This window comes from Streptomyces sp. NPDC031225 (genome assembly GCF_055570355.1).
This window is the reverse complement of the sequence record NZ_JBVIHJ010000022.1, coordinates 31,942-54,983: the sequence shown is the minus strand read 5'-3', so window position 1 is coordinate 54,983 and position 23,042 is coordinate 31,942. Positions and strand designations below refer to the sequence as shown.

Annotated in this window: 23 protein-coding genes; 8 read left to right on the top strand and 15 right to left on the bottom strand. The window is 71.0% G+C overall.

All coding sequences use genetic code 11. The annotated features are described in order from the left end of the window. Window positions 1-18: 18 nt before the first annotated feature. The 12 genes from ACZ48Z_RS32005 to ACZ48Z_RS31950 all read right to left on the bottom strand — a co-directional run bounded on the left by ACZ48Z_RS32005 (window position 19) and on the right by ACZ48Z_RS31950 (window position 11,065). Window positions 19-1,662, bottom strand: a complete 1,644-nt coding sequence (locus ACZ48Z_RS32005; protein WP_468739380.1) for a glycoside hydrolase family 43 protein — start codon at window positions 1,660-1,662, stop codon at window positions 19-21. After that, complete coding sequence (locus ACZ48Z_RS32000) at window positions 1,659-2,504, bottom strand: DUF6807 domain-containing protein (RefSeq protein WP_468739379.1); 846 nt, start codon at window positions 2,502-2,504, stop codon at window positions 1,659-1,661. The genes ACZ48Z_RS32005 and ACZ48Z_RS32000 overlap by 4 nt, the downstream gene beginning before the upstream one ends. Further along, window positions 2,501-3,655, bottom strand: coding sequence for a Gfo/Idh/MocA family protein (locus ACZ48Z_RS31995; RefSeq protein ID WP_468739378.1), 1,155 nt, complete (start codon window positions 3,653-3,655; stop codon window positions 2,501-2,503). The genes ACZ48Z_RS32000 and ACZ48Z_RS31995 overlap by 4 nt, the downstream gene beginning before the upstream one ends. Continuing rightward, window positions 3,652-3,951, bottom strand: coding sequence for a hypothetical protein (locus ACZ48Z_RS31990; protein WP_468739377.1), 300 nt, complete (start codon window positions 3,949-3,951; stop codon window positions 3,652-3,654). The genes ACZ48Z_RS31995 and ACZ48Z_RS31990 overlap by 4 nt, the downstream gene beginning before the upstream one ends. Beyond that, window positions 3,948-4,178: a hypothetical protein gene (locus tag ACZ48Z_RS31985; protein WP_468739376.1), complete on the bottom strand. Its 231-nt coding sequence runs from the start codon at window positions 4,176-4,178 to the stop codon at window positions 3,948-3,950. The genes ACZ48Z_RS31990 and ACZ48Z_RS31985 overlap by 4 nt, the downstream gene beginning before the upstream one ends. Next, window positions 4,175-5,071: a carbohydrate ABC transporter permease gene (locus ACZ48Z_RS31980; RefSeq protein WP_468739375.1), complete on the bottom strand. Its 897-nt coding sequence runs from the start codon at window positions 5,069-5,071 to the stop codon at window positions 4,175-4,177. The genes ACZ48Z_RS31985 and ACZ48Z_RS31980 overlap by 4 nt, the downstream gene beginning before the upstream one ends. Further along, window positions 5,068-6,003, bottom strand: coding sequence for a carbohydrate ABC transporter permease (locus tag ACZ48Z_RS31975; protein ID WP_468739374.1), 936 nt, complete (start codon window positions 6,001-6,003; stop codon window positions 5,068-5,070). Before ACZ48Z_RS31975 ends, ACZ48Z_RS31980 begins: the two co-directional genes overlap by 4 nt. A gap of 170 nt (window positions 6,004-6,173) precedes the next feature. Continuing rightward, a complete protein-coding gene (gene araD / locus ACZ48Z_RS31970) occupies window positions 6,174-7,910 on the bottom strand; it encodes an L-arabinonate dehydratase (protein WP_468739373.1) in 1,737 nt (578 codons plus the stop codon). After that, window positions 7,907-8,818, bottom strand: a complete 912-nt coding sequence (locus tag ACZ48Z_RS31965; RefSeq protein ID WP_468739372.1) for a dihydrodipicolinate synthase family protein — start codon at window positions 8,816-8,818, stop codon at window positions 7,907-7,909. The genes araD and ACZ48Z_RS31965 overlap by 4 nt, the downstream gene beginning before the upstream one ends. Beyond that, window positions 8,815-9,471: a GntR family transcriptional regulator gene (locus ACZ48Z_RS31960; RefSeq protein ID WP_389109151.1), complete on the bottom strand. Its 657-nt coding sequence runs from the start codon at window positions 9,469-9,471 to the stop codon at window positions 8,815-8,817. The genes ACZ48Z_RS31965 and ACZ48Z_RS31960 overlap by 4 nt, the downstream gene beginning before the upstream one ends. 158 nt (window positions 9,472-9,629) lie before the next feature. Then, entirely contained in the window at window positions 9,630-10,385 is a 756-nt protein-coding gene (locus ACZ48Z_RS31955) for an MBL fold metallo-hydrolase (RefSeq protein ID WP_468739371.1), read from the bottom strand. Between the two features lie 95 nt (window positions 10,386-10,480). Further along, window positions 10,481-11,065 (bottom strand): TIGR03086 family metal-binding protein, encoded by a 585-nt coding sequence (locus ACZ48Z_RS31950; RefSeq protein WP_468739370.1) that lies wholly within the window; start codon window positions 11,063-11,065, stop codon window positions 10,481-10,483. Window positions 11,066-11,231: 166 nt separating this feature from the next. On the opposite strand from ACZ48Z_RS31950, the gene ACZ48Z_RS31945 reads away from it, so the two are divergent. Continuing rightward, window positions 11,232-12,635: an MFS transporter gene (locus tag ACZ48Z_RS31945; protein ID WP_468739369.1), complete on the top strand. Its 1,404-nt coding sequence runs from the start codon at window positions 11,232-11,234 to the stop codon at window positions 12,633-12,635. Here the strand turns inward: ACZ48Z_RS31945 and ACZ48Z_RS31940 are convergent. Continuing rightward, the gene (locus ACZ48Z_RS31940; protein ID WP_468739368.1) at window positions 12,572-13,732 is read right to left on the bottom strand and encodes a hypothetical protein; all 1,161 of its coding nucleotides are present in this window, start codon (window positions 13,730-13,732) and stop codon (window positions 12,572-12,574) included. The two genes, ACZ48Z_RS31945 and ACZ48Z_RS31940, sit on opposite strands and share 64 nt — an antisense overlap. Then, window positions 13,729-14,673, bottom strand: coding sequence for a 5-dehydro-4-deoxyglucarate dehydratase (locus ACZ48Z_RS31935; RefSeq protein WP_468739367.1), 945 nt, complete (start codon window positions 14,671-14,673; stop codon window positions 13,729-13,731). The genes ACZ48Z_RS31940 and ACZ48Z_RS31935 overlap by 4 nt, the downstream gene beginning before the upstream one ends. A 192-nt stretch (window positions 14,674-14,865) precedes the next feature. Here ACZ48Z_RS31935 and ACZ48Z_RS31930 point away from each other — a divergent pair, with 192 nt between their 5' ends. The 7 genes from ACZ48Z_RS31930 to ACZ48Z_RS31900 all read left to right on the top strand — a co-directional run bounded on the left by ACZ48Z_RS31930 (window position 14,866) and on the right by ACZ48Z_RS31900 (window position 22,264). Continuing rightward, the gene (locus tag ACZ48Z_RS31930) at window positions 14,866-15,675 is read left to right on the top strand and encodes an NAD-dependent epimerase/dehydratase family protein (protein WP_468739366.1); all 810 of its coding nucleotides are present in this window, start codon (window positions 14,866-14,868) and stop codon (window positions 15,673-15,675) included. A 308-nt stretch (window positions 15,676-15,983) separates the two neighbouring features. After that, entirely contained in the window at window positions 15,984-16,751 is a 768-nt protein-coding gene (locus ACZ48Z_RS31925) for a DeoR/GlpR family DNA-binding transcription regulator (RefSeq protein ID WP_468739365.1), read from the top strand. Window positions 16,752-16,828: 77 nt separating this feature from the next. Further along, a complete protein-coding gene (locus tag ACZ48Z_RS31920; protein ID WP_468739364.1) occupies window positions 16,829-18,199 on the top strand; it encodes an ABC transporter substrate-binding protein in 1,371 nt (456 codons plus the stop codon). Further along, window positions 18,196-19,134 (top strand): carbohydrate ABC transporter permease, encoded by a 939-nt coding sequence (locus tag ACZ48Z_RS31915; protein WP_468739363.1) that lies wholly within the window; start codon window positions 18,196-18,198, stop codon window positions 19,132-19,134. The genes ACZ48Z_RS31920 and ACZ48Z_RS31915 overlap by 4 nt, the downstream gene beginning before the upstream one ends. Continuing rightward, window positions 19,131-19,967: a carbohydrate ABC transporter permease gene (locus ACZ48Z_RS31910; RefSeq protein ID WP_468739362.1), complete on the top strand. Its 837-nt coding sequence runs from the start codon at window positions 19,131-19,133 to the stop codon at window positions 19,965-19,967. Before ACZ48Z_RS31915 ends, ACZ48Z_RS31910 begins: the two co-directional genes overlap by 4 nt. Then, window positions 19,964-20,953: a zinc-dependent alcohol dehydrogenase family protein gene (locus ACZ48Z_RS31905; protein ID WP_468739361.1), complete on the top strand. Its 990-nt coding sequence runs from the start codon at window positions 19,964-19,966 to the stop codon at window positions 20,951-20,953. Before ACZ48Z_RS31910 ends, ACZ48Z_RS31905 begins: the two co-directional genes overlap by 4 nt. An 84-nt stretch (window positions 20,954-21,037) precedes the next feature. After that, complete coding sequence (locus tag ACZ48Z_RS31900; protein WP_468739491.1) at window positions 21,038-22,264, top strand: TerD family protein; 1,227 nt, start codon at window positions 21,038-21,040, stop codon at window positions 22,262-22,264. Between the two features lie 188 nt (window positions 22,265-22,452). Here ACZ48Z_RS31900 and ACZ48Z_RS31895 read toward each other — a convergent pair whose 3' ends face one another. Beyond that, complete coding sequence (locus tag ACZ48Z_RS31895; RefSeq protein ID WP_468739360.1) at window positions 22,453-23,019, bottom strand: TetR/AcrR family transcriptional regulator; 567 nt, start codon at window positions 23,017-23,019, stop codon at window positions 22,453-22,455. Window positions 23,020-23,042: the final 23 nt, after the last annotated feature.

Genomic DNA, 23,042 nt, shown 5'->3' with positions numbered 1-23,042 from the left:
GCTTACGGATTCGGTGCGTTACAGGTGGTCGATCCTGAAGTGCGAGAAGGTTGCCGCGCCGGCGTGTCCTGCTCCGACGGGCGCGAGCGCGAACAGGCCGAGCAGGGCGCCGACCCAGCGCCAGGGCGTGGCGGTGAAGACGGGCCCGGAGGGGTGCAGGCCGTCTCCGAGGTCGTAGAGGAACCGGCAGCGCGCCCCGGCGCCGATCTCGATCCGCAGCCGTACCTTCTCGGCGAGGGCTGGCCGCGGGTGGTCTGCGTCCCGTTCCCTCCCCCACTGCCCGAAAGGCGTGGGAGGTGCCCCCGCGGCGACGCCCTCGGCGAACCGGTGGACGAGGTGGACCGCCCCGTCGGCCCCGCGCTGGAGCCCGATCCAGCTGAAGGCGTCGCCGAGGACGGTGAGTCCGGCGCGGGCCCCCGGTTCCTCGCTGTCCAACCGCAGTTCGACCTCGACCGCCGAGGGGGTGCCGGGCAGCCGCTGGGTGAGGAGGTTCGGCAGTTTGCGCAGGTCGTGCGCGTCGGCCGAGCGAACGCAGGTGAGCCGGAGGCCGTCGCCCGAGTGGTGGGTGGCCCAGCCGTGCTGCGGGTTGGCGGTCCACTGCCACTGCCGGCCGAAGCGTCCGCCGGGGAAGTAGTCGTCGGTGGCGGGTGCCGCGTCCGGCTGTGGCGGCAGGTCGGGCCTGACGTGCTCGGCGACGGGGGCGCCCTCGTCGCCGAGCACCGGCCAGCCGTCCGAACCCCAGCGCATGGGCTGGAGATGGACGACCCTGCCGTAGGCGCCCTTCTGCTGGAAGTGCAGGAACCAGTCCTGGCCGGCCGGGGTGCGCACCCAGCCGCCCTGGTGGGGGCCGTTGACGTCGGTGTCCCGCTGCTCCAGGACGATCTTCTCCTCGTAGGGCCCGAAGAACCCGCGCGAGCGGAAGGCGCCCTGCCAGCCGGTCTCGACTCCCCCCGCGGGGGCGAGGATCCAGAACCAGCCGTCGTGCTTGTAGAGCTTGGGGCCCTCCAGGGTGAACCAGCCGGGGATCCGGTCGCCGTCGACGATCAGCTTGCCCTCGTCGAGGAGTTCACGGCCGTCGAGGTCCATCCGGTGGCCGGTGAGCCGGTTCTTGACGCCGGAGCGGGATCTGGCCCAGGCGTGCACGAGGTAGGCCTCGCCGCTCTCCTCGTCCCACAGGGGGCAGGGGTCGATCAGGCCCTTGCCCGACTTGAGCAGGTGCGGGCGGGTCCAAGGGCCCCTGATCCCGGGGGCGTTGATCTGGAAGATGCCCTGGTCGGGGTCGCCCCAGAAGATCCAGAACCGCTCGTCGTGGTAGCGCAGCGAGGGCGCCCAGACGCCGCAGTCGTGCCGGGGCCTGGTGAACTCCCCTGCCGGTTCCAGGCGTTCGAGGGCGTGGCCGATCAGCGTCCAGTTGACCAGGTCGCGGGAGTGCAGCAGCGGCAGGCCGGGGACGCGGCCGAAGCTGGAGGCGGTGAGGTAGAAGTCGTCGCCGACGCGGATGACGTCGGGGTCGGACCAGTCGGCGTCGAGGACCGGGTTCGTGTACGTCGACGGCGGAAGAACCTGACGTGGGTGCGTCGACGGCGGGGCCGGGTCCGGGTGCGTCGACGGCGAAGCCGGGTCCGGGTGCCTCGACTGCGAGGCCGGGTTCGGGTGGGTCACTGGCTGACCGCCTTCCGTACCAGGGCCGCCGCTTCGAGCCGCGGGAGGCGTCCGTCGGCCACGACGGTGATGATCCGCCGTACGACGGTCTCGCCCGGCGGCACGTCCAGCCGCTCCTGCGACGCCAACGAGGAGCCCACGCCCGGGTATTCGCCGGCGCGCACGAACCACGGGTCCCGGCGGGTCCGGTCGGTGGCCCCGGCGAAGACGAGCGTCCAGGTACGGCCCGTGAGGGCGACCCAGTCGGCCCGGGTGCCGTGGATCGCGGCCTCGCCCTCGCGGTCGACGGTGAAGACGTCCGGCGCCTCCTGCTCCTTGCGGGCCCGCCAGAAGAAACCGCCGTAGGCCGCTCCCGGGCGGCCGTTGGTGGCCGGGCTGCCGATCGACAGGGGGTCCTGGGTGACGTTGGTGAGGGAGAAGGTGAAGTCCAGCGCCCAGGCGGTGCCGGTCAGTTCGGTGGCCGCGACGGTCCGGCGCTCGCGCAGCAGCTCGGTCCCCTTGGCGACCCAGCGCAGCTCCTCCACGAAGCCGTCCGGGTCGCGGAGCTGGAAGGAACTGTGGCGCTGGGCACCGTGGTTGTCGAGCTCGGTCGGGCCCTGGTCGCGGACGTAGGTCCGGCCGCCCCAGAAGTTGTGCCCCTCGACGTCGGGTACGGCGACACCGACGCCGAGGTGGTGGATGTGGTCGGCGGGGCTGAGTTCGGTGACCGCCGTACCGGCCAAGGTGGTGACGGGGTGCAGATAGGGGCGTGGGGAGACGTGGGCGGACAGCTCGGGCCGGGTGACGTAGCGGCCGACCGGGCGGCCCGCGACACGCAGGACCGGGGAGTCGGGGGTCGTCATGTGCTCACCTCGTTCGCGTCGTGTGGCGGGGCCCAGCCGGCGCCGAGCTCGGAGTACAGGGCGAGGGTGTCGGCGGCGGCCGTGACGAGGCCGTCGATGCCGGGGACGACCCGGCGGTCCTCGTCGGGGAGCAGCTGCCAGGCCGTGGCCGGCAGCTGGGTCGGGTCCGGGGCCAGCCGGATCGCCTCGACGACCTTCATGAAGGCGCCCGTCACGTCCGGGGCGACCAGGAGGCCGGTGCCGTCGGTGAGGTGGTCGACCAGGTTCTCCAGCAGGTCGGTGCGGCCGTACTCGTACTCCTCGGGGCCGTGGCCGGCCCGCTGGAGCAGTACGCGGTCCTGCTTGTACCAGTAGGTGATCCGGCCGCGGTCGCCGTGCACGACGACGTACGGCTCGCCGGGCTCCTCGGCGCACAGGGTCACCGCGACGGTCACCGTGAGACCGGCCGAGGTGGTGACGCGGACGCACGAGGTGTCGTCGGACTCGATGTCGTTGGCCCGCAGCAGCTCGGTCTCGATGCGGGTGACGTCCTCGGCACGGCTCGCGTCACCCAGGGCCAGCGCGGTGACGACGGCATGCGCGAGGGGGTTGGTCAGCACGCCGTCGATGACGTCGACGCCGTTCATCCGCCGCTTGCCCGCCCAGGGCGCACGCCGGTAGTACGCCTCGGCACGCGCCCAGGCACCGGCCCCGCCGATCCCGGTCAGCGCGCCGATCGCGCCCTCCTGGACCAGCTCGCGGATCGCGGGCACGGCGTGCGAGCCCAGCGACTGGAAGCCGATCTGGCAGGCGACCCGGGCCGCGGCGACCCCGTCGGCCATGCGGCGGAACTCGGCGTAGGAGGGGGCGGGGGGCTTCTCCAGCAGGATGTGCACCCCTCGCGAGGCCGCTTCGAGCGCCAGGTCCGTGTGCGTCGGGATCGGCGTGCAGATCACGGCGATCCGGGCGCCGGTGGAGTCCAGGAGCGCCCCGAAGTCGGCGGACTGCTCGGGCGTGCCCAGGCCTTCGGGGATCTCGTCGCCGGTCAGCGGGGTCAGCTCGCAGATCCCCGCCAGTCGTACGATCCCCTTGTCCTGCAGCCGGCGGATGTTCTCCAGGTGCCAGCGGCCGTGGCCGCGCGCGCCCGCCAGGACGATGTCTACGGTGCTCATGGGGTCCTCCCTGCGCCCGCGCCGCGCGCCACCTCTCGGTCGGCCGCCTCGGCGCTGTCGATCTTTGTGTGCAGGGTAGGCGGCCGGCCGACGTCCGCCGCCGGATCACGCTCGCTGCCCGAGTCGTAGGCGGTGTGCACGGCGAGCAGGTCCACCTGGCAGCTCCCGAAGAGGGTGCCGGTCCGGTGCGGTGCGCTGCCGTTCCGGCTCTTGACGAGGTCGGCGGCCTCGATGCCCGAGGGCTTCGTCGGAACACGGCCCTCGGCGTGGAGCAGGGCGGTATGACGGAACCTCATGTCCTCGCCCCCTCGCCGGAGCCGGGGAACGACCGGCTGCGCACACCCGCGGTCCGGTGCACGAGCGCGTTCGCGCCACCGCGGCCGACCGGCACCGCGGCCCCGTCGGACACCCGGGCGTCGCCCACCCCCAGCAGGACGCGGCCGACGGCGCGCCCCTCGGCGCGTACGACGACACCCAGCAGGCCGAGCACCATGCCGCCCAGGGCGATCCGACGCAGGCTCATCCCTTCACCGCCCCCGCGCTGAAGCCGGTGATCAGCCACTTCTGGATGAAGGCGAACACGATCACCACGGGTACGGCCGCGATGATGCCGCCCGCCGCGAGGGCGCCGAGGTCGACGCTGTCCGCGCTCATCAGGGTGTTGAGGCCGACCGGGATCGTCTGCTTGTCCTGGTTGTTGAGGAACATCAGGGCGAACAGGAAGTGGTTCCAGGAGTGTACGAAGGCGAAGGAGCCGACGGCGATCAGACCGGGCCGCAGCAGCGGGAGCACCACGATCCGGAACGCCGTCAGGCGGTTGCAGCCGTCGACCCAGGCCGCCTCCTCCAGGGTGTACGGCACGTTCTTGATGAAGTTGCTGATCAGGATCATCGACAGCGGGAGCTGGAAGACCGTCTCGGCGATGATGACGCTGCCCAGCGAGTTGATCATGTTCAGTTCGGCGAAGATCTCGAACAGCGGGACCAGCAGGAGTGCGCCCGGCACGAACTGGGAGCACAGCAGGGCCAGCATGAAGGCGTTCTTGACCTTGAAGTCGAACCGGGCGAGGGCGTACCCGCCGGCCAGGGCGACCAGCGTCGTCATCACCAGGGTGGCGAGGCCGACGTACACGCTGTTCTCGAAGTAGGTGCCGAACGACCGCTCCGTCCACACCTTCTCGAAGTGGTCGAAGGTGATCGGCCAGGGCACGAGCGAGGTCGAGCCGGCCGGGCGCAGCGCGAAGAGCAGGATCCAGTAGAAGGGGATGAGCGTGAAGACGAGGTAGATCGACAGCGGTGTGTAGATCTGCCAGCGGGGTGCCTCGTCCCAGGCGCGGCGGTGCTTCACCGGGCGGGGTGGCTCAGGTGTCTCCGGCGCGGGCGCGGGGGCGACCTCGGTGGCCTCCTTGGTGATCACTTGGAACCGCCTCCGAACTTGCTCAGCCGCAGATAGACCATCGAGCAGAAGAGCAGGATCACGAACGCGACCGTGGTCAGGGCGGACGCGTAGCCGAAGTTGTGGGCATCGACCGAGGTGTTGGCGATGTAGAGCGGCAGGGTCGTGGTCTCCCCCGCCGGGCCGCCGCCGGTGAGCGTGTAGAGCAGGTCGACGTTGTTGAACTCCCACACCGCGCGCAGCAGCGTGGACAGGATGATCGCGTCCTTGAGGTGGGGCAGGGTGATGTGCCAGAACTGCTTGATCTTGCTCGCCCCGTCGACCTCGGCGGCCTCGTACAGGTCCTTCGAGACGGACTGCAGGTCGGCGAGGATGAGGATCGCGAAGAAGGGGACTCCGCGCCACAGGTCGGCGACGACCGCCGCCGAGAAGACGGTGGAGGTGTCCGACAGCCAGCTGGTTCCGTAGGAGCCGATGCCCATGTCGGCGAGATAACGGGTGACGCCCGTCTGGGAGTTGTAGAGGAGCACCCAGATCGCGGAGGTCAGCACGCCGGAGACGGCCCACGGGGAGAAGACGAGCGCGCGGCCCATCGACCGGCCCACGAAGGTCTGGTTGACGATCAGTGCGAGCGCCAGGCCGAACAGCAGCTGCAGTCCGACCTCGACGAAGACCCACTTGGCGCTGAAGGCCAGCGTGTCCCAGAACTGCGGGTCCTTGGTGAAGATCTGGACGAAGTTGTCGAAGCCCGCGTACCCGTTCCGCCACGGCTTGGTGGGGTTGTAGTTCTGGAGGCTGTAGTAGAAGACGCTGATGACCGGGTAGGCGATGAAGCCCAGCATCAGCAGGGCCGCCGGCGCGATCAGCAGGTACGGCAGCCTGCGCGGCGTGGCGGAGGCACGGCGTCGCCGGGGCGGCGCGGGCGGTTTCGCCACGGCTACGGCTTGGGCCACGACTGTTCTCCGTTCTCGGTACGTCGTGCGGTGGTCGTACAGGAAGCGCTTTCTCAATATGCGGAGGCCCGCCCCTGTGCGCGGTACGGGGTGCCTCTTGCTGTTGCGCGGCGGCTGCGGGTGTGCGTGTGGCTGGTCGCGCCGTTCCCCGCGCCCCTACGTGGGTTGAGTCAACCTGCGTAAGGGTCTGGGGACTTGCCCGGCCTGGCCAGGAACTCGAAGTCGCAGCCGGTGTTCGCCTGGGTGATCTGGTCGTTGTAGAGGGCGCCGTAGCCGCGTTCGTAGCGGGTGGGCGGTGGTGTCCAGTCCGCCCTGCGACGCTCCAACTCCTCGTCATCCACATTGAGTTGGAGAGAGCGTGCCTCGACGTCGAGGGTGATGCTGTCCCCCGTGCGGACGAGGGCGAGCGGTCCGCCGACGTACGACTCGGGCGCCACGTGCAGGACGCAGGTGCCGTAACTCGTGCCGCTCATGCGGGCGTCGGAGATCCGGACCATGTCCCGCACGCCCTGCTTGAGCAGGTGGTCCGGGATCGGCAGCATGCCGTACTCGGGCATGCCGGGACCGCCCTTGGGTCCGGCGTTGCGCAGCACCAGCACGCTGTCGGCGGTGATGTCCAATGCCGTGTCGTCGATGGTGCGTTGCATGGTCCTGTAGTCGTCGAAGACGACCGCGGTGCCGGTGTGCTTGAGCAGGTGCTGCTCGGCGGCGACGTGCTTGACGACCGCGCCGTCCGGACAGAGGTTGCCGCGCAGTACGGCGACCCCGCCCTCGCTCGCGACCGGGTTCTCGCGGGTGCGGATGACGTCGTCGTTGTGGACGACGGCTCCTTCGAGCTGCTGCCCCAGGGTGCCGTTGACGGTCGGCCTGTCCAGGTGCAGCAGGTCGGTGATCCGCGAGAGGAAGGCGGGCAGCCCCCCGGCGAAGTAGAAGTCCTCCATGAGGTACGTCTGACCGCCGGGCCGTACGTTCGCCAGCACCGGCACGGTACGCGCGATGCGGTCGAAGTCGTCGAGGGTGAGGGGGACGTGGGAGCGCCCCGCCATCGCGATCAGGTGGATGACCGCGTTGGTGGAGCCGCCGAGCCCCAGCACCGTGGTGACGGCGTCCTCGAAGGCCTCTCGGGTGAGGATCTCCGACGGCTTGAGGCCGGTCCAGGCGAGGTCCACGGCGCGGCGCCCGGAGGCGGCCGCCATCCGCTCGTGCCCGGAGTCGACGGCCGGGACCGAGGAGGCGCCCGGCAGTGTCATGCCGAGGGCTTCCGCGGCGGCGGTCATCGTGGACGCGGTCCCCATGGTCATGCAGTGCCCCGGGGAACGCGCCAACCCGCCCTGCAGTTCGCGGAGTTCGCAGTCCGTCAGGTTGCCCGCGCGGTGCTCGTCCCAGTACTTCCACATGTCGGTGCCGGACCCGAGGGTCTCACCGCGCCAGTGTCCCGGCAGCATCGGACCGGCGGGCACGAAGACCGACGGGACGTCGGCCGAGGCCGCGCCCATGAGCAGCGCGGGCGTCGACTTGTCGCAGCCGCCGAGCAGCACCGCCGCGTCGATCGGATACGACCGCAGCAGTTCCTCCGTCTCCATCGCGAGGAGGTTGCGGTAGAGCATGGGGGTCGGCTTCTGGTACGTCTCCGAGAGGGTGGAGACCGGGAATTCGAGGGGGAAGCCCCCGGCCTGCCACACCCCCCGCTTGACGGCCTCGGCGCGCTCGCGCAGATGGACGTGGCAGGGGTTGATGTCCGACCAGGTGTTGAGGACGGCGATCACCGGGCGGCCCCGGTACTCCTCCGACTCGTAACCGAGCTGGCGCATACGGGCGTTGTGCGACCAGGTCCGCAACTGGCCCTCGGCGCCGTACCACTGGTGGCTGCGCAGTTCCTCCGGCCTCATCCGCTCCCTGCCGGTCATATGGCCCACCCGCCGGCTATCGCGGCGACCTCGGCGCGCCCCTGCTCGGGCAACTCGCGGCTCGGCGGGCGCACTTCGCGACGGCACAGGCCGAGGGAGGCAAGGGCCTCCTTGACGACGGTGACGTTGTCGGCGGAGCCGTTGGCCGCGCGGAGTTCCTCGAAGCGGCGGATCTGTTCCCAGACCTTCATGGCGGCCGCGTAGTCACCGGACCGAAGCGCTTCGATCATGTTCAGCGAGACGGCGGGGGCGACGTTCACGAGCCCCGAGGTGAAGCCGGTGGCGCCCGCGGAGAAGTACGAGGGGGCGTAGGGCTCGGCGAGTCCGGCGACCCACACGAAGCGTTCGAGTCCCGCGTCCCGGGCGAAGGCGGCGAACTTGGCGGCGTCCGGGACGGCGTACTTCACGCCGATCACGTTCGGGCAGGCGTCGGCGAGTTCGGCGAGGCGGTCGCCGCTGAGCTGGGCGTTGCGGATGTACGGGACGACGCCCAGCTCGGGCACCGACTCGGCGATGGCGCGGTGGTAGTCGACCCACCCGGCCTGCGAGACGTACGGGTGGACGGGCTGGTGGACCATGACCATCCCCGCGCCGAGCTCTCGGGCGTGCCGGGCGGAGGCGATGGCGGTGGGCACGTCGTGACCGACGCCGACGAGGACGTTCGCGCGATCCCCGGCCTCGTCGACGGTCAACTCCGTTACCAGGCGGCGCTCTTCGGGGGTGAGGGTGTAGAACTCGCCGGTGTTCCCGTTGGGGGTGAGGGTGGTGATCCCTCCGTCGAGCAGCCGACGCAGCAGGGCCCGGTGGACGTCCTGGTCGACGGTGCCGTCCTCGGCGAACGGGGTCACCGGGATCGCCACCACGTCGGCCAGGGCCGCCCGCTGGGCCTGATACGTCTCGCTGCTCATTCCTGACCTTCCTGGTCCATCACTCCGGGGAACGCTCGTTCGACGAAGGACGCGATGTGGGCGTGCAGGGCCCGGGCCGCGCCGTCCGCGTCACCCTCCAGGGCGAGCCGCAGGATCTCCCGGTGCTCACCGGCCTCCCGCTCCCAGGAGGGCGAGGCCGCCCAGGCGACGGCGGAGACGAGGGCCGCCTGGTCGCGGACCTCGTCGAGCATCCGGCCGAGCAGCGGATTGCCGCAGGGCAGGTAGAGGGAGCGGTGGAACTCCCGGTTGGCGAGGGAGCGTTCGGCGGTGTCGGTGGCGTCGTCGGCCCTGGTCAGCGCGTCACGGGCCGCGTCGAGCGAGGCCCCCCGGCGTACGGCCCGCTTCAGCGCCTCGGGTTCGAGGAGCAGCCGGACGTCGTAGACCTCGCGCGCCATGTCCGCGTCCACCATGCGCACCGTGACGCCCTTGTACTGGTTCATCACGACGAGCCCGGTGCCGGCCAGGGTCTTGAGCGCCTCGCGCACCGGGGTCTTGGACACCCCGAACTGTGCGGCGAGTTCGGTCTCCACCAGGGCCTGACCCGGCGTCAGACGCCCGGTGAGGATGCGGCGTTTGATCTCTTCCTGCACGTACTGCGTGCGGGAGGGGATCGGCGTGGGCACAGAGGTCATGCGCGCCTCTCGGATCTCGCGTATCGGATCGTGTGGATCTGATCTCGCATATCGCGTCTCATATATGACGTACGAAGTACGACGGGTTGAAGGTAAGAGGACGGTGTTGTTTCGTCAATGCTTCCGACAGAGGAAGCCGAAGTTTCCGTGAAGGCGCGTCAGACGAGACGGGTGGCGCCCTCGAACGCCGTACTGGTGCGCCCCGCGAAGGCGACGGCCGCTCGCGTGGTCGCCGCCTCCCTGGTGAGCGTGGGTCCGACGTGGGTGACGATCAGCTCGCGCGCACCGGCCTTGCGGGCGAGGTCGCCCGCGTCCTCTGGGGTCAGGTGGACCTGTTCGCCTTCGCGATGACGGTCGATGTCCGCCTCGCACAGGAACACGTCCGACTCGGCGGCCAGTTCGACGAGGGCGTCACAGGGCCCGCTGTCCCCCGAGTACGCGAGGACGCGCCCCGCGCACTCGGCGCGCAGCCCGTAGGCCTCGGCGTCGTGGACGACGGCCCGGGTGGTGAGCCGGAGGTTCCAGTGCCGGACGGCATGGCCGTCGTACAGGGGATGGAAGTCGAGGATCCCGTCGAGGAAACGGATGTCGGACTGTCCGAAGAACCCGGCCAGCCGGTGGGCGCAGCCCGGCGGCGCGTACACCGGGATCGGGGCGGGCGGGGTGAGTCCGCCGTAGGCGAAGGCGTAGACGGCGGCCAGCAGATCGGCGGTGTGGTCGGCGTGCAGATGGGAGATCCAGATCGCCGTCAGCCGGGAGGGGTCCGTGTGCCGCTGCAACTCGGCGAAGGTGCCGGGCCCGGCGTCCACCCACACCTCGGCGCCCCCGCCGCGCACCAGGTAACCGGAGCAGGGGCGGCCCGGTCCCGGATGCGGGGAGGCGGTTCCGAGGACGGTGAGACTGAGGGGCGGCATGGTGGGGAGCGTACGGTCCGGGCCTGCCTTCCGCCGCCCGTTTGGCTTCCTCTACGGCACTCTCGAACCGGCGTCTACGGGATCGGTGCCCCGGTTCACGGCGTCCACCGCGGGTTCCGCCCGCTGAGCCCCAGGGCCCGGTCCAGCAGCGGCGCGTCCGCCGGGACCGGGACGATCGGGCCGAAGATGGCGCCCCTGCCCGGATCGTCGGCACAGGCCTGGAGGAAGTCGTGCGAGGCCTGGAGCGCGGCGGGGTCCGGGTCGTAGGACTGACCGGTGGCGCGGGCCAGATCCCAGCCGTGGACGACCAGTTCGTCGACGGCGACGGCAGCGGCGACCGCGCCGGGCAGGTCCACGCCGCCCGCACGCGTCATCCCGGTCCAGGCCGCCGGGTCGCGCCACGCCTCGGCGAGTTCGTCGAGCACCTTGGGCAGGTCCTCGCGCCAGCCGGGGCCGATGTCCGGGACGGAGTCGGTCGGGGCCGTGTCGGTCGTGACGCCCAGGTCCTTGCGGGCCGCGTCGCGGAAGGCGGCGGCGAGGTGGAGCAGGTGGCCGAGCAGGTTGTGCACCGCGAGCTCCGGGCACGGCGTGGTGTTCCCCAGCTGATCGTCGGTGACCGCGTCGGCGAGATCGGCGATGACACGGGTCTGCGGTCCGAGGTCCAGGGTCGGGACGGTCATGCGGCACTCCTCGTGATGTACGGGCAACGAATCCCGGTGTCGTGAGGGGTGGACCGTCCGCGGCCCGAGAACTCATCGCCCGGGCCCCGGTTCGTGTGATGTCCGTCGACATCTAAGGCACCTGCCCCATCCCGACGCCGGGGCCTTAGCCCCACGATCTCCAGGCATGACCAAGACATGGAAGACACGATCGGTTCTGCGCGACCGTGACTCCGCCGTGTTCCTGACCGCTGCCGTCGTCTCCGGCTTCGGCACCTCGGCCCTGTGGCTGGTGTCCGGCATGTGGGTCAAGGAACTCACCGGCTCGGACGGCCTGGCCGCGCTGTGCATGCTCGCGATGTGGGCACCGACGCTCGCGGGCCCGCTGCTCGGGGCGCTCGCCGACCGGGTCCGCCGCAAACCCCTGCTGATCGGCGGCAACCTCCTGCCGGCGGCCCTGCTGCCGGTCCTCTTCGCCGTCGACGCCCCCGACCGCGTGTGGCTCGTCCTCATGGTCCTCTTCGTCTACGGCGCGGCGGGCGTGGTCCACGACGCGGCGGAGTCGGCCCTGGTCACCGGGGCAGTGGCCCCGGCCCTGCTCGGCGACTTCAACGGGCTGCGGACGGCGATCACGGAGGGCATGAAGCTGGTGGCTCCCCTGGCTGGCGCGGGTCTCTTCGCGGTCTACGGTGGTCCGGGTGTCGCCCTCCTCGACGCGATCACGTTCGTGATCGCCGCCCTCCTGTACGCCTGCCTGCGCGTCCACGAGGGCCGACGGGATTCCACCGCGCCGCCCACGACCACCGGACGCCGTCGGTTCGGACGGGCGAGGACGTCCCGAAGCAGGCGTGGCGTGCCCGGTCGCGCGGCGACCGCAGCGCAGGCCGTCGACGCCACGCCGGTCGCCCGGAGGGGGTCACCGCCGTCCGGGCTGCGCTCGGCCACGACCGGCCGCCCGAGGTCACCCCGCAGCACCCCGGCTGCCGTAGGCGCCCGCCACATATGGGCCCACCCCACACTGCGCCCCCTGGTCCTGGCCGGCGGCACCACCATGCTCTTCGCCGGGCTCAACGGCGCCCTGATCTACGCCGTGCTCGACGGCCTGGGCCGCTCCCCCGCGTACGCCGGCGCGCTGTATGCCGCCCAGGGCGCGGGATCCGTGGCGGTGGGGCTGCTCTCCGGGCCGGCTCTGCGCTGCCTGGGCGAACGGCGGTTCGCCGGGTACGGCATCGCCCTGACCGCGGTCGCCGCCGGGCTGCGGGCGATCCCCTCCGATCCGCTCGCCCTCGCGTGCAGCGCGGCCATCGGCGCGGGCCTGCCCTGCGTGCTGATCGCCGCCCTCACGGCCGTGCAGCGCGAGACGCCGGACGCACTGCTGGGCCGTACGGTCGCCACGGCCCACACCCTCGTGTACGCCCCGAACGTGCTCGGCCTCGCCGCCGGTGCGGCCCTGGTCGAACTGGTCGACCAACGGCCGCTGTCGGCCGTTCTCGGCGTGGTGTGGCTCGCGTCGGCCCTGCCGCTGTTTCAGAGGCCGGCCAGTGCCTCGCGGATCGCGTCCAGGTCGCCGTCCGACGCCAACCCGGCGTGATACAGCCGCACTTCGGTCGCCCCGAGCTCCCGCGCCGCCGCCACGTCCGCCGCGAGCGTGCCGGGGCTGCCGCCCATCGCCGAGATGACGGGGAAGTTGGCGGCGATCACCGCGTCCTTCCGGGCCCGGGCGAAGGGCGCGAGCAGGCCCGGTCCGCCCGCGCAGGGCACGACGACGCCGTCCGCGACGGACAGGATGTGCTCGGGGTCGACACCGGGGTTGGCACCGACGTGGTACGTCACGGGGTCCGCGTGCAACAGGATCTGGAAGCCCTCGGGCGCCGCCGCCCGGACCGCCCGGACCGCCGTCTCCTGGAGGGTGCGGGCACTCTCGTCCCGCCACGCGCGTGTGACCGCCGTGTTCGACGTGCCGAGCAGTTTCTCGACCGTCGGCCAGCCCTCGTCGGCGGCGGTGCCCTGCCACAGCGGCTCCAGGGCGGTGCGTGCGGCCGCCGCCAACTCGTCGGCGTCGGCGCCCTGTTCGCCGTACCCCTCACGGCAGGCCGGGCAGAAGCAGAGCGCCATGAGGTACATCCCGGCGTCGCCGAGCGGAACCCCGCCGGTCTTGTCGTGCGCGTGCAGGTGCTGGAGGCCGTACCAGCCGAGGGACTCCAGTTCGGTGCCGGCCGTGCCCGGGCGCACGGCCGCCTCGACGGCGAGGTCGACGAGGTACGCGCGCGTGGCGGGCTGCGCGATGCACGGGGCCCACGGGTAGCGGTCGCCGTAGGCGTTGACGACGGAGGTGCCCGGATGCTCGGCGCCCAGGCGGGAGTTGTGCGCGAGGACGACCCAGGTGTGCACTTCGAGGCCCGCTTCGAGAAGCTGGGAGGCCGCCTCGCCGAAGGCGTCGCCCGGGGCCCAGTCGCCGGCCGCATACGGCCGCAGTTCGCGTCCTTCCCACCGTGAGTCCGTCGGGTACAGCACGGACGCGTGCTCGGCGGTGACGATGCGGTGGCGCGGGTGGCGGGGGGTCAACGCGCGCGTGGAGTGGTAGGCGGCGGCGAGGGTGGCCTGCCGTACGCCGAGGGCGGCGATCCGGGCCGCGGCCTCCGGGTCCCCGTTGACGTCCCAGGGGTAGACGAACGTCGACGCCTTCACCGCTGCTCCTCCAGGAGTTCGTAACCGCGCTCGATGATCCGCGCGAGCTGCTTCACATGGTCCTCGGTCGGCTCGTGCAGCGGGGGCCGGACCTCCCCCACCTCCAGTCCGCGCAGCCGTACGCCCGCCTTGACCAGTGCGACAGCGTATCCGCGGCCACGCGCGCGCAGTTCGACGAAGGGACGGTAGAAGCCGTCGAGGAGCCGGTCGGCCGTGGCCCGGTCGCCTTCGCTGAGGGCGCGGTGGAAGGCGAGGGCGATCTCGGGGGCGAAGCAGAAGACTGCCGAGGAGTACAGGGTGACGCCGATGGCGTGGTAGGCGAGCTGGGTCTGCTCGGCGGTCGGCAGTCCGTTGAAGTAGAGGAAGTCGCCGCCGGGGATCTCGGTGCGCACGGCGCTGACGGTCCGCTGCATGAGGTCGAGGTCGCCGAGGCCGTCCTTGAGACCGATGACGCCCTGCGTGCGGGCCAGTTCGACGACGGTCTCCGGGGTGAAGACGGCGTTGTCGCGCTGGTAGACGATCACCGGGAGCGCGGTCGAGGCGGCCACCTCGCGGTAGTGCCGCAGCAGCCCCTCCTGCCCGGCGATCACCAGGTAGGGCGGCATGGCGAGCAGTCCGTCGGCTCCGGCGGTCTCGGCGAGCCGCGCGTACCGCACGGCGAGCGCGGTGCCGTATCCGGCGCCCGCGATCACCGGAACGCGTCCCGCCGTCGCCTCGACGGCCGCCCGGACGCAAGTCTCGAACTCCTCGGGCGTGAGCGCGTGGAACTCCCCGGTGCCGCAGCACGCGAACACGGCCGCGGCGCCCGCCTCCACGCCCCGGCGCACATGCGCGCGGTAGATGTCGAGGTCGACCGAGCCGTCGGCGCCGTACGGCGTGACCGGGAAGAACAGCGGCCCGCTGGGGATCCCGAGTCGATGGACGAGGTCGGCAGACGTCACAGGCTCTCCCTAGAACGAGTAGCACGGGCAATACAAGCGAGTACGAGAACACGCGTGCGGGATACTGATCAGAGTTTACATTTATGAACATAGGTCGCGCCACCCTTGACGCAGCCGGGCAATGATCCTTAACTTGTCCATGAATGTGAATACCGTGCACTCATACGGCCGTCGCCCCAAGGAGACCCGAGGATGCCCGCTCCCCGTACCGTTCTGCTCACCGGTGCCGCCGGCGGGCTCGGCACCCTGATGCGGGATCTGCTCCCGGCCTACGGCTACGAGCTGCGCCTGCTCGATCTGCGCCCCGTGGAGGGCGAGCCCGACGCGGTCGTCGCCGACCTCGCCGACAAGGACGCGCTGCGCGAGGCCGTGCGAGGCGTCGACGCGATCATCCACCTGGCGGGCATCTCCCTGGAAGCCCCCTTCGAGAAGATCCTCAAGGCGAACATCGAGGGCACGTACAACCTGTACGAGGCCGCCCGCGCGGAGGGCGTGCCCCGGATCGTCTTCGCCTCCTCGAACCACGCTGTCGGCTACAACCCCCGCCCGCAGGGCGAAGATCCCCTGATCCCGATCGACGCCCCGCGCCGCCCGGACACCTTCTACGGCCTGTCCAAGTCCTTCGGCGAGGATCTCGCGCAGTTCTACTGGGACAAGCACGGCCTGGAGAGCGTCTCCGTGCGCATCGGCTCCTGCTTCCCCGAGCCGACCAGCGTGCGCATGCTCTCGCTGTGGATGAGCCCGGCCGACGGCGCCCGCCTCTTCCACGCGGCGCTGACCGCGGAGGAGGTCGGGCACACCGTGGTCTACGGCTCCTCCGCCAACACCCGGCTGTGGTGGGACCTGAGCACCGCGCGGGCGCTCGGCTACGAGCCGCAGGACGACTCCGAGCCGTACGCGGAGAAGCTGATCGCCGAACAGGGCGAACTCCAGGACGGCAACGAGGGACACGCCTACCTGGGCGGCCAGTTCGTGACGGACCCGCCGATCTGGCCGTACTGAATCCTTGTCGCGAGGACGGGCGGGCACCGAACGGGCCCGCCCGCAGGTATATCCGGGCAGGAGGCAACCGTCCTGGGTGTAGGCGCGCCAGCGCCACCCCCAGGGGCGCGGGGAACTGCGCGACCAGCCACAACGAACCCGCAGTCGCCACACAACAGGAGCCGCCGAGCTCGTAGGCCACCCCGCCCGAACGGGCACACGCGGTCACTTTCACCCCCGCAACGGACCTGGTCACCACCGCGCACCCGCTGTACAACTTCCTGCATACGGCCCGAACGGGCAGACGGCGAAGGAAAGCGGGTGACCACATGTCCGGAACCGCGGAAGAACGCCAGCGGCACATCGTGCGCGCCGCCCGCACCACGGGCGCCGTCGACGTCAACTCCCTCGCCGCCCAACTCGGCGTGGCCAAGGAAACCGTGCGCCGAGACCTCCGCGCCCTGGAGGACCACGGCCTGGTCCGCCGTACGCACGGCGGGGCCTATCCCGTGGAGAGCGCCGGGTTCGAGACGACGCTCGCCTTCCGGGCCACCAGCCACGTGCCCGAGAAGCGCCGGGTCGCGGCCGCCGCGGCCGAGCTGCTCGGGGACGCCGAGACGGTCTTCGTCGACGAGGGCTTCACCCCGCAGCTCATCGCCGAGGCCCTGCCCAGGGACCGGCTACTGACCGTGGTCACCGCTTCCCTGCCGGTCGCGGGCGCTCTCGCCGAGGCCGAGAACACCTCCGTACTGCTGCTCGGCGGCCGGGTCCGCCCCGGCACCCTGGCGACCGTCGACCACTGGACGACGAAGATGCTGGCCGGCTTCGTCCTCGACCTGGCCTACATCGGCGCCAACGGCATCTCCCGCGAGCACGGCCTCACCACACCCGACCCCGCGGTCAGCGAGGTCAAGGCGCAGGCGATCCGCGCCTCTCGCCGCACGGTGTTCGCGGGCGTGCACACCAAGTTCGGCGCGGTCAGCTTCTGCCGGTTCGCGGAGATCGGCGCGCTGGAGGCGATCGTGACGAGCACGCTGCTGCCCTCCTCCGAGGCCCACCGGTACTCGCTCCTCGGGCCGCAGGTCATCCGCGTCTGATGGTCCGACCGATGCGTTCGACAGGGGTTCACCACACCCGGCGAAGCCCCTTTTCTCCCCATATGTCCAGGAGCGATATGCGAACCCAGAGCCGACGACGGCCACCGCGAGCCACGCTCGCCATGGCCGCCGCAGGGACGCTGCTCGCCCCGCTGCTCTCCGGCTGCTGGGTCGGAGCGGGCGGGACCGGGTCGGGCGGCGACTCCATCAACGTCCTGATGGTCAACAACTCCCAGATGACGGAGCTGCAGAAGCTCGCCCCGCGCTTCACCGAAGAGACCGGCATCAAGGTCAACTTCACCGTCCTGCCCGAGAACGACGTCCGCGACAAGATCAGCCAGGACTTCGCCAACCAGGCGGGCCAGTACGACGTGGCGACCCTGTCCAACTACGAGATCCCGATCTACGCCCGCAACGGCTGGCTGCACGAGATGGACTCGTACGTGGCCAAGGACCCCGCCTACGACGAACAGGACATCCTGAAGCCGATGCGCCAGTCCCTGACCGGCGACGACGGCAAGCTCTACGGCCAGCCCTTCTACGGCGAGTCGTCCTTCCTGATGTACCGCAAGGACGTCTTCGAGGAGAAGGGTCTGACGATGCCGGCCCACCCCACCTGGACCCAGGTGGCCGACCTGGCCGCGAAGGCGGACGGCGCCGAGTCCGGCATGAAGGGCATCTGTCTGCGCGGACTGCCCGGCTGGGGCGAGATCATGGCCCCGCTCACCACGGTCGTGAACACCTTCGGCGGTACCTGGTTCGACAAGGGCTGGAAGGCCCGGCTCGACTCACCCGCCTTCGAGAAGGCGACGAAGTTCTATGTCGACCTCGTCCGTGAGCACGGCGAGTCCGGCGCCGCCCAGTCCGGGTTCGCCGAGTGCCTCAACAACATGACCCAGGGCAAGGTCGCCATGTGGTACGACGCCACCAGCGCCGCCGGTCTGCTGGAGGCGGCCGACTCCCCGGTCAGGGGCAAGCTCGGCTACGCCCCCGCCCCCGTCGAGAAGACCGAGTCCTCCGGCTGGCTCTACACCTGGGCCTGGGGCATCCAGGACGCCTCCCGCAATCCCGACAAGGCCTGGAAGTTCGTCTCCTGGGCCTCCGGCAAGCAGTACGAGCAACTGGTCGGCGACGAGATCGGCTGGTCCAACGTCCCGGCGGGCAAGCGCGCGTCGACGTACACGAACCCGGCGTACCGGAAGTCGGCCGCCTCCTTCCAGGAGATGACCAAGCAGGCCATCGAGGGTGCCCGGCCGGACGACCCGGGGGTGCAGCCGCGCCCGGCGCCCGGCATCCAGTTCGTCGGCATCCCCGAGTTCACCGATCTCGGCACCAAGGTCTCCCAGGAGATCAGCGCGGCCGTCGCCGGACGCCAGTCCGTCGAGGCGGCCCTGAAGAGGTCCCAGCAGCTCGCCGAGAAGATCTCCGAGGAGTACGAGGGACGATGACCGCGACCACCACGGCCCCCGTGGCCACCGCGCACATACGCACCGCGGACCCGTCGAAGGCCCGCCTGCGGGCCTGGGCCACCCGGGCCCCGCTGCTCCCCGCCCTGGTCTTCATGATCGTGGTCACCCAACTGCCCTTCGTGGCCACGGTGGTGATCTCGTTCTTCGACTGGAACGCCCTGTACCCCAAGGCCCGCCACTTCACCGGCGTCGACAACTACCGTGAGGTGCTGACCGACGCGGACCTGCGCCACTCGGTGTGGACGACGGTCCTGCTGACGGTGACGGTCGTCCTGGTCAGCCTGGTTCTCGGACTGCTCCTGGCGCTGCTGCTCGACCGCCGCTTCCGGGGCCGGGGAGTGGTCCGCACCCTGCTGATCGCCCCCTTCCTGGTGGTCCCGGTGGCAGCCGCCCTCCTCTGGAAGCATGTGCTCTACAACCCTGAATACGGCCTGCTCAATGGGCTGTTGCACTATGTGGGCGGCTCACAGCCCGACTGGATCTCCAACACCCCGCTGCTCGCGGTCGAGGCGTCCCTCATCTGGCAGTGGACCCCGTTCATGATGCTGATCCTGCTGGCCGGACTCCAGAGCCGCGACCAGCAGCAGATGGAGGCCGCGCGGGTGGACGGCGCGAGCGGCTGGCAGATGTTCCGCTATCTGACGCTCCCGCACCTGCGCAGGTATCTGGAGCTGGGCGCCCTGCTCGGCTCGATCTACATCGTCCAGAACTTCGACGCGGTCTTCACCATCACCTCGGGCGGCCTCGGCACCGCCAACCTGCCCTACACCGTCTACCAGAGCTTCTACCAGGCCCACGAGAACGGCCTCGCCTCGGCCGCCGGCGTCCTGGTCGTCATCGGTTCGATCATCATCGCGACCTTCGCCCTGCGCGTGGTGTCGTCCCTGTTCCGTGAGGAGGCGGGCCGGGCATGAGCACAACCGCCGTACAACGTAAGGGGCGTGGCCTGGGCCTGGTGGCCTGGCTGCTGGGGATCGTCTTCTTCCTGCCCATCGCGTGGATGGCCCTGACGTCCTTCCACTCGGAGGCGGACGCGGCCACCAACCCGCCGTCCTTCGGCGCCGCCCTCACCCTGGACGGCTACCGCGAGTTCTTCGGCACCGGCGGCGGCGCGAGCCCCTGGCCCGCGCTGATCAATTCGACGGTCGCGTCGCTCACCTCGACCCTGTTCGTCCTGCTCCTCGCCCTCCCGGCGGCGTACGCGCTGTCCATCCGCCGGGTCCGGAAGTGGACGGACGTCCTGTTCTTCTTCCTGTCGACGAAGATGCTGCCGGTGGTGGCGGGCCTGCTCCCCATCTACCTGTTCGCGAAGAACACGGACATGCTCGACAACATCTGGCTGCTGGTCATCCTCTACACGTCGATGAACCTGCCGATCGCGGTCTGGATGATGCAGTCCTTCCTCGCCGAGGTCCCGGTCGCGGTGATCGAGGCCGCGCGCGTGGACGGCGCCCGGCTGCCGACGATCCTCGCGCGCGTGGTGGCCCCCATCGCCCTGCCCGGCATCGCCGCCACCGCCCTGATCTGCTTCATCTTCAGCTGGAACGAGCTGCTGTTCGCCCGGGTCCTGACGGGCGTGGCCGCCGAGACCGCCCCCGTCTTCCTGACCGGCTTCATCACCAGCCAGGGCCTGTTCCTGGCGAAGGTGTGCGCCGCGTCGCTCGTCGTCTCCCTGCCGGTGCTCGCCGCGGGGTTCGCCGCCCAGGACAAACTGGTCCAGGGCCTGTCACTGGGAGCCGTGAAATGAAGGCCGCCGTCATCGAGTCCGTGGGCCGTGCCGTCGTCACCGAGGTCCCGGACCCGACGCCGGGCCCGCGCGAGGTCGTCGTCGAGGTCGCCGCGTGCGGTCTGTGCGGCACCGACCTGCACATCCTCCAGGGCGAGTTCGCCCCCAAGCTGCCCATCGTGCCCGGCCACGAGTTCGCGGGCGCGGTGGTCGGGGTCGGCACCCAGGTCACCGAGCTGGCGGTCGGCGACCGGGTCGCGGTCGACCCGTCCCTGTACTGCTACGAGTGCCGGCAGTGCCGTACCGGCCACAACAACCTCTGCGAACGCTGGGCCGCGATCGGAGTGACGACGGCGGGCGGCGCGGCACAGTACGCCGTCGCACCGGTGGCCAACTGCGCACGCCTGCCTGAGCACGTCCGCACCCAGGACGCGGCGCTGGTCGAGCCGTTGTCCTGCGCGGTGCGGGGGTATGACGTCCTCCGGTCCCGCCTCGGCGCCCACGTCCTGATCTACGGCTCCGGCACGATGGGTCTGATGATGCTGGAGCTGGCCAAGCGGACCGGTGCGGCGAGCGTGGACATGGTGGACGTGAACCCGGCCCGCCTGGAGACGGCCCGCCTGCTCGGCGTCTCGGCGTCCGCCGCGAACCCCGACGAGCTGGACCGCCCACAGGGCTGGGACCTGGTGGTCGACGCGACGGGCAACGCGGCGGCGATCCAGGACGGCCTGGAACGGGTGGCCAAGGCGGGCACCTTCCTCCAGTTCGGGGTGGCCGACTACGCGACCAGGGTGACGATCGACCCGTACCGCATCTACAACCAGGAGATCACCATCACCGGCTCCATGGCCGTCCTGCACAGCTTCGAACGCGCGGCGGAACTCTTCGCGACCGGGGTCCTGGACCCGGAGATCTTCATCAGTGACCGGCTGCCCCTGGACCGGTATCCGCAGGCGCTGGACCAGTTCGCGGCGGGGGTGGGCAGGAAGATCGTGGTAGTGCCGTAACCCGGTCGGATCTCCCGGCCCCCATTTGGCCGCCGGGTAAGGGAACGGCAAAGTGGGCCCGATCGTTCACGGGGCATGACAGCTATGACCCCCGGCTCGAACATCCCCCTGTCCGCCGCCCGCGTGACGGTGGACGTCGCCGCGCCCGTGCGGCTCGACGTATCGGGCCTGCTGCTCACCGCCGACGGCAAGGTGCGCTCCGACGACGACTTCATCTTCTACAACCAGCCGAACGGGCCGGGTGTGACGTACCGCTCGGGCGGCGGTACGGCCCCCGACGCGATCGTCGTCGACACGGCGGCCGTACCGCCCGGCATCGAGAAGATCGTCGTCACCGCCAGCCCGGACGCGGCCGGCCAGTCCTTCCAGGGCATCGAACCGACAGCCACGATCCGCAACGCGGACGACAACAGCGCGCTGGCCACGTTCACGCCGCCGCAGCTCGGCGCCGAGACGGCGCTGGTCGTCGTGGAGATCTACCTGCGCAACGGCGCGTGGAAGGCCCGCGCGGTGGGGCAGGGGTACGCCAACGGGCTGGCGGGCATCGCGACGGACTTCGGCGTGACGGTGGAGGAACCGGCGCCCGCGCCCGCCCAGGCACCCGTGGCTCCGCCGGTCACTCCCATCTTGCAGACCCCGGTGGCTCCGCCCGCCCCGGCCGTGGACCCCAGGATCGCCGCGCCGCCTGCGCCCGCCGCTCCCCCGGCGCCGCCCGCCGCGGCCCCGGGCGCCGGGAAGATCAACCTCGACAAGGGCCGCGTCAGCCTCCAGAAGAACCAGACCGTGTCCCTGGTCAAGGGCGGTCGCCCGCTGCTCTCCCAGGTCAAGATGGGTCTCGGCTGGGAACCGGCGTTCCGCGGCAAGGACATCGACCTCGACGCGTCCGTCATCGCCTACGGCCCGCAGCGCAACCACATCGACAGCTGCTACTTCGGCAAGCTGTCCATCGTCGGCGGCGCGATCAAGCACTCCGGTGACAACCTCACGGGTGAGGGCGGCGGTGACGACGAGGTGATCGTCGTCGACCTCGGGCGACTTCCGCAGGACGTCACCGGCCTGGTCTTCACGGTCAACTCCTTCTCCGGTCAGAAGTTCACCGAGGTCGCCAAGGCGTACTGCCGCCTCATCGACGCCGCGAGCGGAGAGGAACTGGTCCGCTTCGACCTCACCAACGCGGAGGCGCAGACGGGCGTGATGATGGCCAAGCTGATCAAGCAGTTCTCCGGCGAGTGGGAGATGACGGCCATGGGCGACTTCGTGAAGTCCCGCACGGTGAGGGGCATGGTGAAGCCGGCGGCGCAGGCGCTGTAGCCGACAGCAGGTGGTTGCGTGGTCTGCGGCCGGGTGGGGGCCGGTCGCGCAGTTCCCCGCGCCCCTGGGGGGGCGGGCGGCGCAGGGCTGTGAGCGGGATCGTCGTCGTCTGCGGGCCGGTGGGGGCTGGTCGCGCAGTTCCCCGCGCCCCTGAAGGAGCGCGCCCCGGCCCCGGGCGTCCCCGTCCGCTACGCCCGCAGGCCCTCCGTGAGCAGTGTCAGGTAGCGGCGGATGGACTCTCCGCCCCCGTCGCCCAGCTCCGCCGCTCCGGTGACCCCGTGGGTCAGGCGGAGCAGTTCCACCGGCTCGATATCGCTGCGCAGGACCCCCTCCGCCTGCGCCGCCGACACCAACCGCGTGGCCGCGCCCCGCACATGCGTTCCGCACACGGTGAGCGCCGCGTTGCTGCCGTCGACCATCGCCGATCCCAGCAGCGTCTTCAGGCCCCGCACCTGGATCGTCCCGACGCACAGCTCGTACAGCCACTCCGTCAGCGCCTCCCCCGGCGGCAGCTGCGCCGCGAGCTCGTCGGCACGCCGGGCGAAACCCTCGACACGGTCCACGTACGCCGCCTCCAGCAGGGCCTGCCGCGTGGGGAAATGCCGGTACAGGGTGCCGGACCCCACTCCCGCCCGCTTGGCGATGTCGTCCAGGGACGCGCCCTCCCCGTGCTCGGCGAACGCCTCCACCGCCACCTTCAGCAGCCGCTCATAGTTGCGCCGAGCGTCCGCGCGCATGGGCCTGACCTGCGTCATCCAGATACTCCTTGCGAACCGGG

Coding starts and splice junctions, on each gene's coding strand:
- ACZ48Z_RS32000 (WP_468739379.1), bottom strand. CDS start 2,504: ATGACGACCCCCGACTCCCCGGTCCTGCGTGTCGCGGGCCGCCCGGTC.
- ACZ48Z_RS31995 (WP_468739378.1), bottom strand. CDS start 3,655: ATGAGCACCGTAGACATCGTCCTGGCGGGCGCGCGCGGCCACGGCCGC.
- ACZ48Z_RS31990 (WP_468739377.1), bottom strand. CDS start 3,951: ATGAGGTTCCGTCATACCGCCCTGCTCCACGCCGAGGGCCGTGTTCCG.
- ACZ48Z_RS31985 (WP_468739376.1), bottom strand. CDS start 4,178: ATGAGCCTGCGTCGGATCGCCCTGGGCGGCATGGTGCTCGGCCTGCTG.
- araD (WP_468739373.1), bottom strand. CDS start 7,910: ATGACCGGCAGGGAGCGGATGAGGCCGGAGGAACTGCGCAGCCACCAG.
- ACZ48Z_RS31965 (WP_468739372.1), bottom strand. CDS start 8,818: ATGAGCAGCGAGACGTATCAGGCCCAGCGGGCGGCCCTGGCCGACGTG.
- ACZ48Z_RS31960 (WP_389109151.1), bottom strand. CDS start 9,471: ATGACCTCTGTGCCCACGCCGATCCCCTCCCGCACGCAGTACGTGCAG.
- ACZ48Z_RS31955 (WP_468739371.1), bottom strand. CDS start 10,385: ATGCCGCCCCTCAGTCTCACCGTCCTCGGAACCGCCTCCCCGCATCCG.
- ACZ48Z_RS31950 (WP_468739370.1), bottom strand. CDS start 11,065: ATGACCGTCCCGACCCTGGACCTCGGACCGCAGACCCGTGTCATCGCC.
- ACZ48Z_RS31945 (WP_468739369.1), top strand. CDS start 11,232: ATGACCAAGACATGGAAGACACGATCGGTTCTGCGCGACCGTGACTCC.
- ACZ48Z_RS31930 (WP_468739366.1), top strand. CDS start 14,866: ATGCCCGCTCCCCGTACCGTTCTGCTCACCGGTGCCGCCGGCGGGCTC.
- ACZ48Z_RS31925 (WP_468739365.1), top strand. CDS start 15,984: ATGTCCGGAACCGCGGAAGAACGCCAGCGGCACATCGTGCGCGCCGCC.
- ACZ48Z_RS31920 (WP_468739364.1), top strand. CDS start 16,829: ATGCGAACCCAGAGCCGACGACGGCCACCGCGAGCCACGCTCGCCATG.
- ACZ48Z_RS31915 (WP_468739363.1), top strand. CDS start 18,196: ATGACCGCGACCACCACGGCCCCCGTGGCCACCGCGCACATACGCACC.
- ACZ48Z_RS31910 (WP_468739362.1), top strand. CDS start 19,131: ATGAGCACAACCGCCGTACAACGTAAGGGGCGTGGCCTGGGCCTGGTG.
- ACZ48Z_RS31905 (WP_468739361.1), top strand. CDS start 19,964: ATGAAGGCCGCCGTCATCGAGTCCGTGGGCCGTGCCGTCGTCACCGAG.
- ACZ48Z_RS31900 (WP_468739491.1), top strand. CDS start 21,038: ATGACCCCCGGCTCGAACATCCCCCTGTCCGCCGCCCGCGTGACGGTG.
- ACZ48Z_RS31895 (WP_468739360.1), bottom strand. CDS start 23,019: ATGACGCAGGTCAGGCCCATGCGCGCGGACGCTCGGCGCAACTATGAG.